General features: G+C 37.1%; 15 protein-coding genes. 2 read left to right on the top strand and 13 right to left on the bottom strand.

The genetic code is table 11. The features are described 5' to 3' along the window. Window positions 1–104 precede the first annotated feature (104 nt). From SH601_RS06645 to SH601_RS06635, 3 genes are all read right to left on the bottom strand, one after another. Window positions 105–1,469 (bottom strand): dipeptidase, encoded by a 1,365-nt coding sequence (locus SH601_RS06645; RefSeq protein WP_319957705.1) that lies wholly within the window; start codon window positions 1,467–1,469, stop codon window positions 105–107. Between the two features lie 166 nt (window positions 1,470–1,635). Continuing rightward, window positions 1,636–2,103, bottom strand: coding sequence for an S-ribosylhomocysteine lyase (locus SH601_RS06640; RefSeq protein ID WP_319957488.1), 468 nt, complete (start codon window positions 2,101–2,103; stop codon window positions 1,636–1,638). A gap of 850 nt (window positions 2,104–2,953) precedes the next feature. Next, a complete protein-coding gene (locus SH601_RS06635; protein WP_319957487.1) occupies window positions 2,954–3,598 on the bottom strand; it encodes a YhcN/YlaJ family sporulation lipoprotein in 645 nt (214 codons plus the stop codon). A gap of 185 nt (window positions 3,599–3,783) precedes the next feature. Between SH601_RS06635 and SH601_RS06630 the strand changes: the two genes are divergently transcribed. Further along, window positions 3,784–4,017 (top strand): YhdB family protein, encoded by a 234-nt coding sequence (locus tag SH601_RS06630; protein ID WP_319957486.1) that lies wholly within the window; start codon window positions 3,784–3,786, stop codon window positions 4,015–4,017. 166 nt (window positions 4,018–4,183) lie between these two features. Here SH601_RS06630 and SH601_RS06625 read toward each other — a convergent pair whose 3' ends face one another. The 7 genes from SH601_RS06625 to SH601_RS06595 all read right to left on the bottom strand — a co-directional run bounded on the left by SH601_RS06625 (window position 4,184) and on the right by SH601_RS06595 (window position 13,951). Beyond that, window positions 4,184–5,395, bottom strand: coding sequence for an anti-sigma-I factor RsgI family protein (locus tag SH601_RS06625; RefSeq protein WP_319957485.1), 1,212 nt, complete (start codon window positions 5,393–5,395; stop codon window positions 4,184–4,186). After that, window positions 5,392–6,123 carry an RNA polymerase sigma-I factor gene (gene sigI, locus SH601_RS06620; protein WP_319957484.1) on the bottom strand — a complete coding sequence of 244 codons (732 nt, stop codon included), beginning with the start codon at window positions 6,121–6,123 and terminating at the stop codon, window positions 5,392–5,394. Before sigI ends, SH601_RS06625 begins: the two co-directional genes overlap by 4 nt. Window positions 6,124–6,436: 313 nt before the next feature. Beyond that, the gene (locus SH601_RS06615; RefSeq protein ID WP_319957483.1) at window positions 6,437–7,267 is read right to left on the bottom strand and encodes a S1C family serine protease; all 831 of its coding nucleotides are present in this window, start codon (window positions 7,265–7,267) and stop codon (window positions 6,437–6,439) included. A gap of 125 nt (window positions 7,268–7,392) precedes the next feature. Further along, complete coding sequence (locus tag SH601_RS06610; protein ID WP_319957482.1) at window positions 7,393–7,755, bottom strand: Na-translocating system protein MpsC family protein; 363 nt, start codon at window positions 7,753–7,755, stop codon at window positions 7,393–7,395. A 353-nt stretch (window positions 7,756–8,108) separates the two neighbouring features. After that, entirely contained in the window at window positions 8,109–10,721 is a 2,613-nt protein-coding gene (locus SH601_RS06605) for a DUF2309 domain-containing protein (RefSeq protein ID WP_319957481.1), read from the bottom strand. Window positions 10,722–10,883: 162 nt separating this feature from the next. Then, window positions 10,884–12,392 carry an NADH dehydrogenase subunit 5 gene (locus SH601_RS06600; RefSeq protein WP_413775099.1) on the bottom strand — a complete coding sequence of 503 codons (1,509 nt, stop codon included), beginning with the start codon at window positions 12,390–12,392 and terminating at the stop codon, window positions 10,884–10,886. A gap of 488 nt (window positions 12,393–12,880) precedes the next feature. Next, window positions 12,881–13,951: an undecaprenyldiphospho-muramoylpentapeptide beta-N-acetylglucosaminyltransferase gene (locus SH601_RS06595; protein WP_319957480.1), complete on the bottom strand. Its 1,071-nt coding sequence runs from the start codon at window positions 13,949–13,951 to the stop codon at window positions 12,881–12,883. 394 nt (window positions 13,952–14,345) lie between these two features. Between SH601_RS06595 and SH601_RS06590 the strand changes: the two genes are divergently transcribed. Beyond that, window positions 14,346–14,843 (top strand): kinase, encoded by a 498-nt coding sequence (locus SH601_RS06590; RefSeq protein WP_319957479.1) that lies wholly within the window; start codon window positions 14,346–14,348, stop codon window positions 14,841–14,843. A 40-nt stretch (window positions 14,844–14,883) separates the two neighbouring features. Here the strand turns inward: SH601_RS06590 and SH601_RS06585 are convergent, their stop codons facing one another. The 3 genes from SH601_RS06585 to yhbH form a co-directional block, all read right to left on the bottom strand. Beyond that, entirely contained in the window at window positions 14,884–16,074 is a 1,191-nt protein-coding gene (locus tag SH601_RS06585; protein ID WP_319957478.1) for a NupC/NupG family nucleoside CNT transporter, read from the bottom strand. 118 nt (window positions 16,075–16,192) lie between these two features. Beyond that, window positions 16,193–16,681 (bottom strand): hypothetical protein, encoded by a 489-nt coding sequence (locus SH601_RS06580; protein ID WP_319957477.1) that lies wholly within the window; start codon window positions 16,679–16,681, stop codon window positions 16,193–16,195. Window positions 16,682–16,832: 151 nt separating this feature from the next. Further along, window positions 16,833–17,987 (bottom strand): sporulation protein YhbH, encoded by a 1,155-nt coding sequence (gene yhbH / locus SH601_RS06575; protein ID WP_319957476.1) that lies wholly within the window; start codon window positions 17,985–17,987, stop codon window positions 16,833–16,835. Between the last annotated feature and the right edge of the window lie 82 nt (window positions 17,988–18,069).

The raw sequence follows: 18,069 nt of genomic DNA, 5'->3' as shown, positions 1-18,069 counted from the left end.
AGTTAGCGTCCGTTTATCCCTCACTTAGCTTCCTCGTTTTCACTTAAATCTTGAAGTGGGGTTTTACGGACTCATGCACCGTGATAAATCACCATGATGTAAAATTATTTTTTTACTTTATTCCAATAATGAACAAGTGTCTGCATTCCTTTATAAAAATGTTCAACTGGGAAGCTTTCATTTGGCGAATGTAATCGATCCTCAGGCGTACCAAATCCTAATAAGACGATTGGCATTTTATAAATAGCATCAATCCATTCAACAACTGGAATAGATCCGCCCATTCGTACATATACTGCTTCCTTATTAAATGTTTCCTCAAAGCTTTCAGCAGCTTTTTTGATTAATGGATGATCTGGATCTACTTTATATGCTTTGGCAGATAAAGGCTCACGAGTAATGGATAATTCAACACCTTTTGGTACATGCTTTTCAAGGTGATCCACTAATAAATCTTGAATTTCTTCCGGCTCTTGCCCTGGAACTAAACGACATGTTAATTTAGCAGTTGCTGTAGCAGGAATGATCGTTTTTGTTCCTTCGCCTTGATAACCACTAAATAGACCATTAATTTCAAGTGTTGGTCGAGCCATTGTGTGCTCTTTCGCTGTATATCCTTTTTCAGAAACAATCTCTTTTGCGCCTGTAGATTCTTTATAATCTTCACTTGGTGATTCTTTCATTAATTGACGTTCTTCATCTGCTAAAGGTTCTACTTTATCATAGAAACCTTTTACTTGTACGACTTCTTCTTCATCTTTCATGGTTGCTAACAGCTGAGCCATTGCCATTGCTGGATTTTTAATTGCTCCACCGTACATGCCAGAATGCAAGTCATTATCAGGCCCTTTAAGTGTAAATTCAAGTCCTGTAAAACCTTTTAATCCGTATAAAATAGTCGGCTGATCTTTAGCTACCATGCCGGAATCAGAGATAACTGCAAAGTCTGCCTCAAATTTATCTTTTTGTTCATGAAGAATGTCATACAAATTGGCACTGCCAATCTCTTCTTCTCCTTCTACACAAACCTTTACATTAATAGGTAAAGAACCTGTTGTTTTTAAGAAAGCTTTTAACACAACAAGATGCATAAAGACTTGGCCCTTATCATCACTTGAACCTCGAGCATAAAGTCTTCCATCACGAATTTCTGGTTGAAACGGCTCACTTACCCACTCATCTAGTGGATCTGGTGGTTGTACATCATAATGACCATAAAATAAGACAGTTGGTGCGTCACTTCCAGCGTTCATCCATTCTGCATATACCAATGGATGACCTTTCGTTTCTTGCACTTCTACTGTGTCAAAACCAGCATCTGTTAAGTAACCTGCAACAAATTCAGCCGCTTTTTTCACATCACCTTTATGATTGGAATCAGTACTAACACTTGGGATATGTAAAAAGTTTTTTAGCTCTTCCAAATGTTGCTCTTTATGCTGCTCTAAATAATCCAACACTTCTTTCATTGCTATCACGTTCCTTTCACTTCTCTACTTCCATAGTTTAACATGGAAAGAGGGAATCATTCATCAAAAAAGTTTGCTATTGCTTTAAACTGAAAAAAACCGAACTTTCCTAAGATTAGGTAGTTCGGTTCTGTGATTTCTTACCGCTTGTGAATGCAATTGTTTATTATTCAGCAAAAACGATATGCCATTCGTCTTTTCCTTCTAACATTTTTTTCGCAATTTTCTGTGCGCCTTCTAAGCTATGGTTTGCAGCCCAACCACATTGAATTTCATTACATGCTGGCACTTCTGTTGCTTCTAATACATCTTGTAATGTCTTTTCTAACGCTTGAGCAACATCAGCAAAGCTGTCGTTGTTCATAATTGCCAGGTAAAAACCTGTTTGACATCCCATTGGTCCAATATCTAATACGTTATCAATATGATTTCGAATATTTTCTGCCATTAAATGCTCAATTGAGTGAAGTCCAGCCATATCCATATGTTCTTTATTCGGTTGACAGAAACGAATATCATATTTATATACTTTATCCCCATTTGTACCTGTCGTTACACCGACAAGGCGAATATATGGTGCTTGTACTTTCGTATGGTCTAAATTAAAGCTTTCTACGTTCATTTTTTTCGTCATATTTCATCCACTCCTCAAGATTCTACATTAGGCTAACCTCTGTATGTATTGTAACATAAAGTGAGACTTATCAGGAAGTTAGCGTACATTGCAAGCGAGATGTCAAGAAGCATCAACACTTACGCAGTCTAAAAGCGAGAGTGGATGTTTCTCCCTGTTGGATACTCCGTGAAATGCGCTCACTCATTCTGATTAATGTGTAGTGGAAAGCTTATCGCTACGTCAAAATACTCCGCTTTCCATGGGCGCGGCTTCAACTAACTTTGCCAACAAAAACGTTTGGCAAAGTGGATTTTCAGCTCACGCTGTTCCCATAGGAGTCTCCGTATTCTTCCTTCGCTAGCTTAACAAGTTTTGATGTTTGAGAGAAAACAACTAACGTTCTATGTCCATGAAACACAGAGGTCACATGGGCTAAGGCTAGAGATATCCGTACCACATATAAATAGCAATCTCCTACATTGGAAGTGATTTTAACATATTTCCACTCACAAACAGTAGAACGCATCATACAGCGGAGACAAAACACGAAGACTCTTGCGGGAACAGTACGAGCTGAAGATCTATTTTTATGAAGTGATCTTCTTTATAAAAATTAGCAGACCGCCATACCGTGCAGCATAGAAAACACTACGAGAGCGTCCTTTGCTTGAGTAGATGTTGCACTTGTGCCCAGAGGGTGAAAGCGTAGGGTTTTGTCGGAGCTGTTTGCCAGCACTCATCATCAATTAGCGTGGAAGAAATCAAACTAAACATAAGCTATCGCTTTTAGACTGCGAATCGGGGAACATAAAAAGGGTACCTGCACAATCAGGTATTTGATCGTACAGGTACTCTCTATCTATGCTTGTTATCGCTCATCTGTAGGGAATACTCGTTCAATCATATTCCCCATTCTTTGAAATAATCCTTCAACCGGATTACCACGCTCAACGTCATTTGTATATTCATCAGCTAAATTAAAGAAATCTGGATTGGTCGAAATATACACATTGTCAATATCATTATCTACAGATTTAACAATTTTTGTAATTTTTTCTTTTGTATCATCTGTCAACTCTTCATTTCCAACATCTGCATCATCATTTGTTTGTTTATCCCATGCAGCTGCAACATAAGCATTATTGTTTGTTGTTAAAACATATACTCGCCCTAATTCAGGTACTTCATCTGCCACTTTATCAGCTACTTTATCGGCTACTTCATAATTCGTATCATCTTGTCTTGTCGTTTGATTATCAGCACCACGCTCTGGACGATTGTTTTCCATCATACGATTACCTTCATTGGTTCTTGTATCATTTTGGGTATTTCTTTGATTTCTATTGTTAGCACGGTCATTTGCTGGATCATTTGATGTTTGATTATATCCAATTGGTTGAGCTGGATTACCATTATATTCATTTGTTCCTTGACCTGTCTCATTACCACCACAAGCTACAAGTGTTAATGTTGTAGCAAAGGTTATAGCTAAAGCTGGTTTTGTTAGCTTCATCAAATTCCCTCCTTATATAGATTCATGCATAGTATGGATGAAAATTATAGGACTTATGTTATTTAATTTTTGGTAATGAGACCAACAGTTCATTCGATTGTTTCTCGATAAACCGCACACACTAATAATACTTCCCCAACAAAGTGATACATCACGTTAATACACAATCAAAGGGGGATGATAAAATGGACAACATTGATTACGATAAAGCATTATATTATACCCTTTGGGGACATTGGGATGATTTACTTGTGCTAATGGTTCGAACCAATGATGATTTATTGTCAAAGAAAATAGAGCAGTTCCTGCATGCTTATCATTTTCCAAGATCTAAACAGTATTTAATGACAACACACGAAGAATTAATGCAATATATCGATCACGCTTTATTAAGTCAGATGAGTCTCGCCTCAACTTAACACAAGAAACACTAAATATTCTATATAAAGCGAGACTTCAGACAGTAATAGTTAACGTCCGTTTATCCCCACTTAGCTTCTTTCTTAACACTCGAATCTTGAAGTGGGGTTGCACCGTGATAAAAAAGAGCCCATTTTATTTAATATACTAAATGGGCTCTTTCCTTTATTTTGCTTCTTTTTTCTTTTTCTGTTGCTCTTTTTTTTCATTTTTTTCTTGCTGTTTTTCTTTCTTCTTCTCGGCTTGATTTTGCTTTCTTTCTTCCTTTTCCGCTTGTTTGATTGCCTTTTTCTGCTCTTTTTCTATTTGCTTTGCTTCTTTTCTTTGTTCCTTTTTCTCTTGCTTCTTTTCTTTCTTTTCTTTCTTTTCTTCTTTTCTCTCTTGTTTATTTTCTTTTTTTTGTTCTTTCTGACTTTGCTTTGCTTCTTTCTGATCCCTTTTATCTTCTGTTTGTTTTTTCTCTTTTGGCTGCTGCTCTTGTTTTGCCGATTTCTCTACCGATTGATTTTTTTTACTATTACCATCAACTGGATGCTTTACAATTGGATGGGAATTAGGGGTATCTTGCTGCGATACATCATTATCTTGGTCCGAATCGATTTCTTGTTCTTGATGATTGTCTTCTTTATTACGATAATAATTAACAATAATTTCTTCATCTTCGTTATTCAAGGAACTAGAAATCGGCTGACTATCAGCTGAAACTTGCGCTACCCCATTATCATCACTTTCCTCTATAGCTTGAGCCGTCAACTCATTCATTGATACATGCTCAGATTCAGCCCTCGACCTAAACTCGTCTGAAACTTCATAAACTGCTATATGATAACCCATTTCTTGATAAAAATCATTCATTTCTTCTTGTAGCCGCTTGTCGTGCTGATCTGTAAAGTAGCTTACTGCCATCAAAATAGGACGATGTACCTCTTTATCTTTGGTGCCAACTACATTCTCTACAATCTTGTTTGTCAAAGTAGCTAATGTTTGATCCGTTATATCTATATGTTCCAAGAGTCTTGCAGCATCATTGTTGATCGCCTCTACTTCCATCACTTCATATTCTTTGTTAATCGTAATATTTAAACTAGGATTAATATCAAAACTGACGACTGCATACGCCTCATTATTATCTGAAACCCACAAATATAGCGGACTCACCATTAGTAAACAAACAAGTACCATAGGAATCGTTTTCCATGTAAATAGCCCTTCATTTATAAATGTTCCAATCGATTGCCAAACGTTTTTTTTAGGTTGATAAAAGGTTTCCATACCAATATCTTTGTTCTTCATTGGTATCGTTTTGTGAAACACACCATGCTTGTCCATTACAATTGTGTACCGTGATTGATGCTCCACAATTATTCCTTTTTTCACAAATCTACCCCCTCGAGGTATTCTCGCAAATATAGATACTCACCTGTCAGAATAATAAATACAGCTAAAATATATTTCCGATTTCTTTCAAGCGTCTTTTTACTAACAGGTACGTGCTTCAATAATTGTTTAATCGGTACCCTTTTTTTGCGAAATACATATTCTGTTAACTCTGGATCTTTCATTAATTGTTTTGCTGCATAAATAGCGGATTCTCGAGCATCCTGATGTTTTGGGGAAATCTTTGTTAGCTCTGCAAAAGATATTTTATATGCTTGTAATTGCTCCGACAATTCCATAATCTCTTGCTTACGATACCAAGAGTCTTCCTGTAATTGATATACCTTTTGAGCCTCTGACAATTGTAGTGGACTTTCTTCTAATTCTTCTTCCTCCGCAATATTTACGTTTGGATACATATATTGTCGTTGTTCTTTTCGAATATAATCAATTACTTTGCGCTTAATAACTACTTGTGCAAAAGAAAGAAACGAAGCTCCCTTCTCACGTGAATATAAGGATATAGCATCATTAAAAGCTATCATTCCCACACTAAACTCATCATAGTCTTTTCGAATATATTTCTTACATACTTCAGAGACACATTTTGCAATAAACGGCTGATATGCTTTAATAATATCATTACGCAAATATTCGTCCCCTTCTTGTACCCTTTCGATTTGATCCTCTAATCTATGCTCTCTATCAATTAACTGGCTTTCTAACATGTCCAACACCACCAGTTCCTTATAAAATTCGAATTCCTTTTATATTTTTCTGTCTGTTTTTATATAAAAATAAGTATAATTTGACCAGTTTATTTTGTTACTTGTTACAGAATAAAAGATAATACGATTTCTATCTACCATGATTCAATTACATTTCTTTAACATTTAATATCAAAAAACAGGCACAAAGACTTACCATGAATAAATATTCACACATATAATCATTTACTTTTAGTCTTTTTAGCCTATCAACTTATCAAAAAGAGTCATAATACAGACTATACCCGCTTTTATTACTAGAAAAACCTAACTCTTAATCAAACAAAGAGCTAGGTTTTTCCTGCATATATTCAATTGGAACAGCTAAGCCGATTCTTCCGTACGTTTCATTTTTCTGTGTAGCGAAGACAACTGCAATTACTTCACCTTGCTCATTGATAACAGGACTACCACTGTTTCCTCGATAAACTGGTGCATTCAACATATAGACTGGTAGTTCCCACGAGGCCAACTGGTGCATCCCAATAATATCTCCTTCATTCGCAATGCCATTTAGCCGAAGTGGATTACCGATAAATAAGACATGCTCTCCACTTTGATCTTCTGTCGCATCACTTAAAGTTAAATAAGGTACATCTTCTGCTTCTATATCGATAATGGCTAAATCAATGTCTGGGTATGTCTCGACTACCTTACCATGGAAAAGACCATCTTCACGAAAAGCAACCGTAATAGTCGGCTGATCTTCTATCACATGATAATTAGTAATAATATAGCCTTCTTCTGAAATATTAAAACCTGTTCCCTTATTATCCTCTCCTTCAATCACGACAACTGCATCACGATACTGATCTACTGTATCGTCTTGTAATAGCCGAGCAGAGGTTTGAATAAATTCCATTGCCGGGATAGAAAATGTTTGTGGTAAAATGGCGATTACCTGAATAAACATCGCTAGTGCAATTAGCCAAATAAGCCATTTAGGTAACCATGACTTCTTTTTTTGTGGCGCTTTTTCTTGTTGTTCTTCTTCTCTTAACTTACGCCGTTCTTCCTGCACTAATTCATACATTTCTTCTGGATCAATTTCTTCATATAAATCTTTATCTATTATATCTTTTTCCTTATCGTCTGAATGTGCCATTTTTCACCTCATTATGGATGATCTATTTCACCGTTATTATATCATGTTGGCCGCTACAAAGCCTATACTACTCGATACAATTTCGTTATACAGACATCTTTCAGAAAATTAGTAGATCATTCTATTTAAAGTTTTTTCTCAAAATCATTAAATAGTTTAAATACCATTAGCCGCTCTCCTGTACGTGAGCTAATATCCGAATGAAAACTTTTCACTTCTTCTCCTGTTACATCCATAATAATATCTTTCAGCTCTTTTATGCCTGATTCCACTAATTCAGAACGAGTTTTTTTAATCGTTAACATACCATCTTTCGTTTCACAAACCGTATATTCTGCGCGCGTTAATACACCTTGTAAATTAACGATAATCATATCTCGTAATATGTCTGTCTTAACTGATATGGAACCACGTCCGAGATAATCTTTTTCCCATTGTGTAATTCCCTTGCTGATCTCTGATTCATAAAACCCTTTAGATTGCTTCATTCTTTCATCTCCTAATGCTCGATAAAATCATCAATTCTGTATGTATCTTTATTAGTTAACATAACATGTTCACGTAAAAAAATGAATACATGTGACTTTTACAAAAATATAAATTGAGATTTCAATCATTGGGAGTTTTTTGACTCCCAATGATTGTTAGCGAAACTTATCAGGGCGTTAGCGTCCGTTCATCCCCCACTTAGCACTCGAACCTTGAAGCGGGGATTTTACGGACTCATGCACCGTGATAAATAGGAGAGAAGTACCGCATACCCTCTCTCCCTAAATAGTTTACGATATCAGGTTGTTGCTATGTCTACGCTGAAAAAGTAGAGTGTTTATTCCAACGAATTTCACCAGTTTTTCCAAATCCCCTGTTCATCAATGCTTGCTAGCCGAACCCAGCCGTTGTCTACTTTTGCTCGAAATGATCTGTCATTATTTAATAATCGTTCTATATGTTCATTAGGTGCTTGAATGACGATTAGTAAGCGAATCGGTGAGTGATAAGCTTCATCATCAGATTGCATAACAGATTGCCATGGGAGACCAGGTAATAAGTCACTTGCATTTCCCTGCATGACACCAAGTCCTGCCGTAACGGTTTGTGTAGCTTTGCTTCCACTACCATAGTAATGAGGTGCTACTGTTGACGCATAATATTGAAGATTAATCATTTGCGAAACCGTTGCCGGACCTTCAATAATGTTCGCTAACAAGGCACCATCCTCATCTTTGTGATAATCATAATGATGGAGAAACGCTCTACCTTCCAAATCACACGCTTCTGTAAGTTCACGCCTACCAATAATAAACGCTGCATTACGTGCTAAGCCCCATTCAGGACGAATCTCACTCCAATCAGATGCAAATCGATAGGCTTCTTCCTTAGGATTTTTACATTCGGATTGGAAATTAGGTAATCGAGATAAACGTTCTTGATTCGTATTATGACTTACAGCTGGCATAACAGACTCAATTCGGTCATATGCAACTTGAGCAGCTTCTGAGAGTTCTGGAACATACACCCACTCCAATTCATCAACAGTTGTTTTATGTTCAGCCGCAACAAAAATCGTTTCCTCTGGAATATCGATTCCCTCTAATGCTAAGGCCTCTCTCACTTCTGGAAGGTTACATAAAGTAGCTAAAACTCTTGCATTGAATCCACCTGCTGCACCTCCACATGCCCCACATTCAAGCGCGGCAGAGTAAGGATTATTGGTACTATGACTACCATGTCCACATATGACAACGAGCGGTGCAAATTTGTCTGTTAGCCCCATCAATTTTAATGATTGACGAACATAACTTACTTTCTCTTCTTTCGAAAAGCCAACAGATACATTCGTACTTGCATGATGTTCATGGTCAAGCGAAAGTTTCGTGCTTGGTTTCTTTTCCCATTTATTAAGCAAATTACTCATCCATCGATTGGCGCTTCTCGGAGTAAAACTACGTGTTAGCATATGTGCACTTAGCCAAGGTCCACTTAATTCAGGTAAAAGTAAACTACTAAGTACATTTTGTTTCATCTTTTTGAATGTATTCGTAAATGCGTTTACTGTTTGCTTCCGTTGCCTAAATTTGCCCAACTCGTCATCACCTGCTAATTCCATAATGGTATGCTGTGGCTTAGAGGTGACTGGTAAAGAAGGATGCGTATAATTACTGCCAAGCTCACGAGTAGCAATCGGTAAGCCAAAGAAACCAGCAATTCCAATCGTTTCAAACGGACCTTCTTTCTCTAAATGACGACGAAACGGTTCAGATCGTACGTCTATACAAAACGCTAATTGAGCCAATGTTGCTTCTTTATCATCAAATTTATCTTGATTTGCAAGCATTTGCTGACTCAAGCGTTCGGCATGTGTTTGCTCCCATGCTTCCAACCAAAGTTTTCGACGCACATTGTCATCAAAACAATAGGCAAATACTAAATAGGCATCTTGTTCAACATCTTCCATTTGTGACCATTGCTCAAGGGTTAATCCTCCCCAATGAATCAGAGATGCGAGCAAATTAGCCATCATGTCCTGCTGTTTAGATGGCACTTCACGCAAAGGTAAATAAGGTGATACAAAAGTAGCTTCCAAAACAATTCGAATCGCTAAATATTCTGTTAAAAGCATCTTTTCATTGTTCGATTGTTCGGATTGCCAAAGCATCATTCCTGCCCAACCAGGTAAAGACAGTAAATGCCCTTCTAGATATGTTTGGATTTCTGCTTGCTCAATACCTAAGCGAGTTAATGCTTGCTCTAATGCCTGCTGCGGCTCATCTGGTAACTCTTTCAGCATGCCTCGCTGCTTTTTGCTAAGTGCGGGATCACGTGATATGAGGTGTTTCCACGCCAAATAAAAACCTTTTTCTCGATTTGGCATCGTCCAGCCTGCCTGGTTCTCATCCAGGTATAGCTTACACCATTTAATCACTTGATTATCTAAAAGTTTAACGAGTTTTTCCCCTTTTTTGTTTGTTATATGTGTAGCTATTGGCTGGGCAAATACATTGCCTAATCCATACAAATTCGCTCCAGTATATGTTGTCATCCACTTTGCCAGCTCTTCTTTCGATACAACGTTAGTTGGTAATGGTTTTAATTGTAACGCTCGATCACTATATCGCTTGATCACATCTGATGGAATAGAAAACGTATGTTGCTCCAACCAGCGTTGTAAAGCTAATTCGACAAACGCTTCATCAATTTCGCCTTTCTCTTTAGCAGAATGAATCATAGAGGGGCTAGGGTAGATATCGACAGCTCTCGTGTCCTTTAACCAATCTGCCACTTGTTCAAAAGATTGCTGCTCTAGCCCTGCCCATGGATTACGCGCCGCAAAACTGGAAATAGGTGATAGTGGGGCAATTACCCGACTAGCTGCTTCCACTATCGCAAGCAGATCTTGCGCATCGTTATCTATATGTTGTTTTGTCTCTTTTGTTAACACAGATGTTCCTTCCATTATTTATTGCCCCCTTGAGATAAAGTAAGACTTCAATCAGTGGGAGTTTTTGACCCCCACTGATTGTTAGCGAAACTTATCAGGGTGTTAGCGTTCGTTTATCCCCCATCTTCGCTTCTTTGTTTTAACTCGAACCTTGAAGTGGGGGTTTTACGGACGTTTTCACCGTGATAAAAATAACTTTAGATAACTCGGATGACTTTCTACAGATTTTGTTTTTGCTTCCCCTAGTCGAACTAACCACAGATAAAGTGTTGCAAATAACGCCGATGAACGATGGCGAGCAGCCCATGTACTGATAGCATTTCCTAACAATAAAAGAGCTATCACGATGATGACAACGGACATTGGAGGTCGAATACCTTCGAATACCGATGTATGCAATAAGTCATGGAAAAGGTTATGAATAAGTAAATAAACGATAGCCGCTACCGCAAAAAAGGATAAGCCTACTAATCGACCAATTCGCCCTTCGCCAAGAGCAATAAGTTGTGTCCAAGATATCGACAATGCCCAACCAAGGATTAACGCGCTGATCAGTTGATAGCCATCACCAGGTGCTACTAGCCAAAACGCAACACCTGCGAGTATTCCTAGCATTCTTCCTGCAAAGACCCAGATAAAGGATGTTCTTTCTTTAATCCGAGATGATGCTTCATAACGACGCACAGCCGATCCTGCTTGTAAAAAAAGTGTTGCCTTAAATAACCCATGTAAAATTAGGTGAATAATCGCTGCTATATAGGCACCAAGTGCACATTGAATAAGCATAAAGCCCATTTGGCCCATCGTTGAACCTACCAGCTGACGTTTATAATCAACTTGAACTAAACTAATCCCAGAACCGATCAATACCGAAATACTTGCAAGAATCAGTAAAACAACCGAAGCGATATCATCATTAAAAATAGGTGAAAACCTTGTTAACATTACCCCACCAGCATTTACTAAGCCAGCATGCATAATAGCAGATACAGGGGTTGGCGCAACAACAGATTCGATTAACCATCGTTGAAACGGCCACTGAGCAGCTGGAATAATCACAGCTAACACAATCAATAAGTTAATGCCTGTTCTTTGTAATGCTCCAAGTTGCTCCAGATTTTGATTAGTAAAAATGGCTGATAGCTGCCACTCGCTTGTTACACTGAAAAGCCAAATGACTGCAATGAATAAAGCCAGCCAGCTTAACGTAAATAAACGAGCAGAAACGTTAGCCGCTTCCTTTGCTACTGTCCAACCACGGTTTAATCGTATCAGTAAGGTTAAACCTAAAAGTGTTGCTCCCCAAAAAGTAAGCATCAATCGAAGGTCACCACTTAGCCATGTCATAGCTGCTGCAGCTGTAGTAAGAGTAAACAGCATGAAATATTTGCGATAAGCACGGTCCCCCATTAAGTAACGTACAGAAAAACGTTGAATAATTAACCCAATGGCTAACACAAAGAAAACCATCATCCATGCTAAAGAATCTACGTTCCAAGTACCTACTTGATTGTGCGAACTAGTATTTATAAAAGCTATTAAAGCGATCAAAGCAGGTAATGCTATAACACCAAGATGAACACGTACATAACGCAATGGTACGCTTGAGTGTAAAAATACGACTCCACTTATCCCTGCAATGATTAAGAAAATAAAAAACAATGTTAATTGTAGTGAAACGAACACGATACATTCTCCCCCTCACAAACTTCCAAAAAGGTATTATCTATTTTTAACCTTTTATCATTCATTACTCTGTAAACCATGTAAGAACAAAAAAACCGACAACTTCAATATAACAATGACCATTAAAAATCATTGAATCTTGAAAATTGTCGGTTTCACTTCAACTAACTACCTGGATAGTTTTTTGAAGAACTACCTATATATGAAATTGATTATTTATTGTATTTACAGTCAGATAATCATATTACCTGTCGATGCACTTTACCTTTTTCATTCCTCATAGTTAAACAGCTTTTTCATTCGATCAATATTACTATATTAAACGAATGCTAAAGCAATCCATATTAAAGAACTCAAAAATAATAGTTACCGAATATACTCAAAACTAAATTACAATTTATGCATATCGTTTTTTGCTATACTATATGATACCATTAAAAACACCCTGATTGTCAAGGAAATTTTTTCAAAGGTACTCTTTCAATCTGTCATTTCACTTGCCCTTTAATCATATCCATTACTTTTTGTTTCGCTTCACTTGATCGATAATTGTTCATCGTATCTTTCATCTCATATTTATCCTTTTTCAGTTCAGATAACGTAGTAACAAGTGATTCTGTTGTTAAGTTTTCTTCTTCTAGAACTTTGGCATAGCCTTGTTTTCTAAATGATTTCGCATTAACGATTTGGTCCCCACGACTTGCCTGAAGAGATAGCGGAATTAGTAACATCGGTTTATTTAATGCTAAAAATTCAAAAATCGAATTTGCTCCAGCACGTGAGCACACTAAGTCTGTTATTACTAGCAAATCTTTCAGCTCATCTTGCACATATTCATACTGTACATAGCCTTCACGATTATATTGTTCATCTATATTATCTTTTCCACAAATATGAATGATTTGGAACTGCTCTAACAGTTCATCAAGCCCTTCTCGGACAGCTTCATTAATTTTTTTCGATCCAACACTACCGCCCATGATTAACAGAACGTTTTTTTGATTTGTAAATCCTGTTAATTCATATCCTTTTTCCCTTTTACCTGTGAAAAGCTCTTCTCGAACAACCGCTCCTATCCACTCGGCTTTTTGCTCTGGAAGGTATTGAACCGTCTCTGGAAAAGTAGCTAATACTTTTTTTGCAAAAGGAATGGCTAATTTATTCGCAAGCCCTGGCGTATAATCTGATTCATGAATAACTGCCGGAACACCGCGCATTCGCGCTGCTACTAGAACAGGAACAGAAACAAATCCCCCTTTGGAAAAAATAACAGCCGGTTTTTTCTTGCCAATAATTCGGTGTGCTTGCCATGTTCCTTTTAATACTTTAAATGGATCTTTAAAATTTTCTTTTGAGAAATAGCGTCTTAACTTCCCAGTAGAAATCGGGTGGTAGGTAACACCCTCCAATGGTTCAATTAAATCTTTCTCAATCCCATTTTTCGATCCAATATAATCAACCGTCCAGCCGTCTTTGATAAATTCAGGAATAATCGCCAAGTTAACCATGACGTGTCCTGCTGTACCACCGCCGGTAAAAATAATTTGTTTAGTGGTCATAAATAAATTCGTCCTCTCTGTTTATCTAACCTTACATATATTCAGTATTTAACAATTCGCCTATTTCTTATTTTAATTCGAAGCTTACTGTAGAGTTTTACGGAGTCATGCACCGTGATAAAGTGAGACTTCAATCAGTGGGAGTTTTGACTCCCACTGATTGTTAGTGAAACTTATCAGGGCGTTAGTGTCCGTTTATCCCCCATCTTCGCTTCTTTGTTTGAACTCGAATCTTGAAGTGGGGATATTACGGACGTTTGCACCGTGATAAAATAACATTCCTTTTGATTATACTGATATACATTCTATTCATGCAAGTATGTATCGCAAAAAAATAATGCTATAATCTAAATGGAGACTTCACTCAATGGGAATTTTACGATGGAGGGAAAAAATGAAAACAAATCTGATTATCATTCGTGGGAATTCTGGTAGCGGTAAAACCACTACTGCCAAAAGCGTGCAAAAAACATTAGGAAGAGGGACACTTCTCATATCACAGGATGCCGTTCGTCGCGAGATGTTAATGGTGCGTGATACAGAAGGGAACCTTGCTATCGACCTTATTCAACAAATTGCTGCATTCGGAAGGAATCAATGTGAACATGTAATTGTAGAAGGGATTCTCTATGAAAACTATTATGGAGAAATGTTAAAGAAATTATCTCATTCATTTGACCACACATTTGCTTATTATTTTGATTTACCATTTGAAGAAACGGTCCGTCGTCATCAACTACGTGACAAGAAGGAGGAATTTGGCGAAGAATCCTTACGTGCTTGGTGGAGACCTGCCGATTATCTGTGCTTAAAGGGAGAAAAATGTTTAACAAGTAATATGTCAAATGATGAAATATTAGACATTATTTTGCATGACTTAGACAAAAAATAGGAGTATATACAATAGATATACTCCCATTTCATTTTACTTTTTAAAGGAATAAACCTGCAATAGTAGCAGATAGAATAGACCCTAACGTTGCACCGATTAGCAACTTCATACCAACTTTGGACACTTTGGCACCTTTTTCACGGTCAATCCCTTGTACAGTACCAGCAATAATCGCAATGGAAGAGAAGTTTGCGAAGCTAGTAAGGAATACTGTCACAACACCAACCGTTTTCTCTGAAAGCTCACCTACTAATGGCTGTAAGTCAAGCATTGCAACAAATTCATTCGTAATAATCTTCGTCCCCATAATACTACCGGCTTGTACAGCTTCACCTGGCGCAATACCCATTAAGAAGCCAATTGGAGCAAGGATATAACCAAGAACTTGTTGTAATGTCACACCGGCAAAGATAGATGCAAATGCCCAGTTCGCAAACTCTAACGCTCCCATGAAAGCAATTAACATGGCACCAACGATAAGCGCTACTTTACCACCATCTAATGCACCATTACCCATTGCCTCGAAAAAGCTTTTCGCTTCTGATACATTTTTCACATCTACTATGTCTTCCTCTTTCTTCACTTTGACTGGTGCAATTAAGGAAGCGACAATAAGTGAACTAAACATATTCAACGGAATCGCCACTAATACATATTGCGCTGGCAACATTTGAATATAGGAACCAATAATTGAAGCTGAAACAGACCCCATTGCTGAAGCACTTACGATATAAAGTCGATTATTGTCTAGATGACGAAACTGTGATTTGATCGCTATAATCGCTTCTGACTGTCCAAAAAACATACTATTAACTGCATTAAACGATTCTACCTTTGGTAATCCGGTAATTTTCGAAATTACCCAACCGATATATTTGATAATAAACGGCAAGATTTTTAAGTGAGTAAGAACAGCTAATAAAGTCGAAAAGAAAATAATAATTAACAACACATTAAAGAAGAATACAGATGCTCCTTCTTCGATAGCTAGTCCACCTAAGACGAAAGAAACACCTTCGTTGGCAAACTCAATTAATTTATTGAATCCAGCAGTAATGCCGTTAATCACTTTCTCCCCAATTGTTGTCATAAACATAAACCATGTCGTTATAAGTTGTGCAAGAAGCATTAATCCAATTCCGACATAATTAATGTTTTTTCGATCATTTGACATCGCAAAACCTATAGCAAGTACAAGAATAATTGCTAATATCCCAAATAAAATCCCCACTACTTTTCCTCCTCAAGCAAAATGATTAATGATATGATGATACCCCTATCACGAATTTTCACACTTCATTTTAGCATGAAACAGTTTTCCTGGGGAAGGTTTTTTTAAAGTCCGAAAATTAAGAAGTTTCAAACGATTCCGCAACTTTCTGTAACATATCTTGAGAAAGAGATTGTTCACTTGGTCGATAAATCATTTGATAAGTAATCCCTTCTTTTTCCCAACGTAATGTCTTAGAATAGACTTGATCTTGGTAATAACCTTCTAAAGAATCCTGTATGAAAATAGGCTCAAAATTACTATTGTCTTGATATGGCTGTCCATTTATTAATTGGATGGTGAAAATGTCATTATCTTGTGTAAACATCGTTATATCAAACGCTTCATCCTCTTGCTCTCCTATATAAAAATGATCGGTGACAAGTATATCTGCAGCAACTGGAACATAAGATGGTAACTCAGGACTAAAATCTAATTCATCAATGGCTTCTTTAATTTGTTCTTTTTCATACGAATAAAAGCCTTCTGGAACAGTAGATTGGCTATTACACCCAACTACAAGCAACAGAATCATACTAACTGCCAACACATGCTGCAAAATCTTCATACTTGTCTTCCTCCATTAAATAGTGATCTTACTAAATAGACGTTTTAACTCATGATAAAGTTTCATATTCTATATATTTCGCACTTATTATAGCACCAATAAGGAATATTAGTCATACTTTTTTACTATTTTGCACTAAAAAATGCCGGTGTTATTGAACACCGACATGATCCTCATGAAAGAAATGCTTCATCGCATAGAAGACATCCTCTTTATTTTTTAATACATATTTCATAAACCTTGGATGGTCTATTGCTTTAAATGCTTGCATTAATGTTGAATACCGATTGTATTGATTTACTTCCCCATAACAAAACATACTCGCATGCTCTAATAGTTGATATACCGCTTCTACTGCTCTCCTATTATCGGAAGTTAAATTATCACCATCTGAAAAATGAAACGGATAAATATTATAACGACTGGCAGGATATTTATCGTCAATTAACTCGAGCGCCTTACGATAAGCAGAAGAGCAAATCGTCCCACCGCTTTCCCCTTTTGTAAAGAAGGATTCTTCATCTACTACTTTTGCTTCTGTATGATGAGCAATAAATTCAACCTCTACTGTCTCATATTTTTTCCGTAAAAATCTCACCATCCAAAAGTAAAAGCTTCGTGCCATATACTTTTCCCATTTCCCCATCGAACCACTCGTATCCATTATAGCTATTATAACTGCTTTCGATTCAGGTTTCTCCACGTTATCCCATGTTTTAAATCGTAAATCATCCGGATAAATTGGTGCAAAAGATGGATTTCCTTCTAAAGCATTTCTTTTATAGGAGGCCATCATCGTTCTTTTCTTATCAATATTTCCCGTTAAGCCTTTCTTACGTATGTCACGAAATTCTACATCAGTAATAATAATATTATCTTTTTCTTTCTCCATTAGGTTTGGTAAGGATAGCTGCGCGAAGAAAGCCTCCTCTACCTCTTCAAAATCGACTTCAGCCTCATAATAGTCTGCTCCAGGTTGATTTCCAGCTTCTTCACCTTTTTGTCCTTTGCTTGCCTGTTGTGGATCTTTTGCAACAACATCCCCAACTTGGCTGTCCCCTTTTCCTTGCCCAACATGCTTGTTTTTCGATTGGCTATAACGAATTTTATATTCGTCTAACGAACGAATTGGGATACGAATAATCTCTTTACCACGAGACATAATAATATTTTCTTCACTAACGATTTCCGGTAGTTTCTTTTTGATTACTTCTTTTATTTTGTCTTGATGTCGTTTTTGGTCATCGAACCCTTTTCGATGGAGGGACCAATCTTCTTCCGCAATTACAAAATTACCATCAGTCATCTAATCCCCTCCTTCGTTTGTATTATTTTATTGTATGCAACAAGACAAAGGATGATTAAACATTATTGATAAAAAATTAAAT

It is taken from the genome of Gracilibacillus pellucidus, from assembly GCF_033949965.1.
GTDB classification, from domain to species: Bacteria; Bacillota; Bacilli; order Bacillales; family Amphibacillaceae; genus Gracilibacillus; species Gracilibacillus pellucidus.
Note: the sequence above shows the minus strand (reverse complement) of the source record. Positions and strands in the feature narration are given on the sequence as shown.

Excerpts from the sequence above, each read along its gene's own strand:
- SH601_RS06645 (WP_319957705.1), bottom strand. The coding sequence starts at position 1,469 with ATGAAAGAAGTGTTGGATTATTTAGAGCAGCATAAAGAGCAACATTTG.
- SH601_RS06640 (WP_319957488.1), bottom strand. The coding sequence starts at position 2,103 with ATGACGAAAAAAATGAACGTAGAAAGCTTTAATTTAGACCATACGAAA.
- SH601_RS06635 (WP_319957487.1), bottom strand. The coding sequence starts at position 3,598 with ATGAAGCTAACAAAACCAGCTTTAGCTATAACCTTTGCTACAACATTA.
- SH601_RS06630 (WP_319957486.1), top strand. The coding sequence starts at position 3,784 with ATGGACAACATTGATTACGATAAAGCATTATATTATACCCTTTGGGGA.
- sigI (WP_319957484.1), bottom strand. The coding sequence starts at position 6,123 with ATGTTAGAAAGCCAGTTAATTGATAGAGAGCATAGATTAGAGGATCAA.
- SH601_RS06615 (WP_319957483.1), bottom strand. The coding sequence starts at position 7,267 with ATGGCACATTCAGACGATAAGGAAAAAGATATAATAGATAAAGATTTA.
- SH601_RS06610 (WP_319957482.1), bottom strand. The coding sequence starts at position 7,755 with ATGAAGCAATCTAAAGGGTTTTATGAATCAGAGATCAGCAAGGGAATT.
- SH601_RS06605 (WP_319957481.1), bottom strand. The coding sequence starts at position 10,721 with ATGGAAGGAACATCTGTGTTAACAAAAGAGACAAAACAACATATAGAT.
- SH601_RS06595 (WP_319957480.1), bottom strand. The coding sequence starts at position 13,951 with ATGACCACTAAACAAATTATTTTTACCGGCGGTGGTACAGCAGGACAC.
- SH601_RS06590 (WP_319957479.1), top strand. The coding sequence starts at position 14,346 with ATGAAAACAAATCTGATTATCATTCGTGGGAATTCTGGTAGCGGTAAA.
- SH601_RS06580 (WP_319957477.1), bottom strand. The coding sequence starts at position 16,681 with ATGAAGATTTTGCAGCATGTGTTGGCAGTTAGTATGATTCTGTTGCTT.
- yhbH (WP_319957476.1), bottom strand. The coding sequence starts at position 17,987 with ATGACTGATGGTAATTTTGTAATTGCGGAAGAAGATTGGTCCCTCCAT.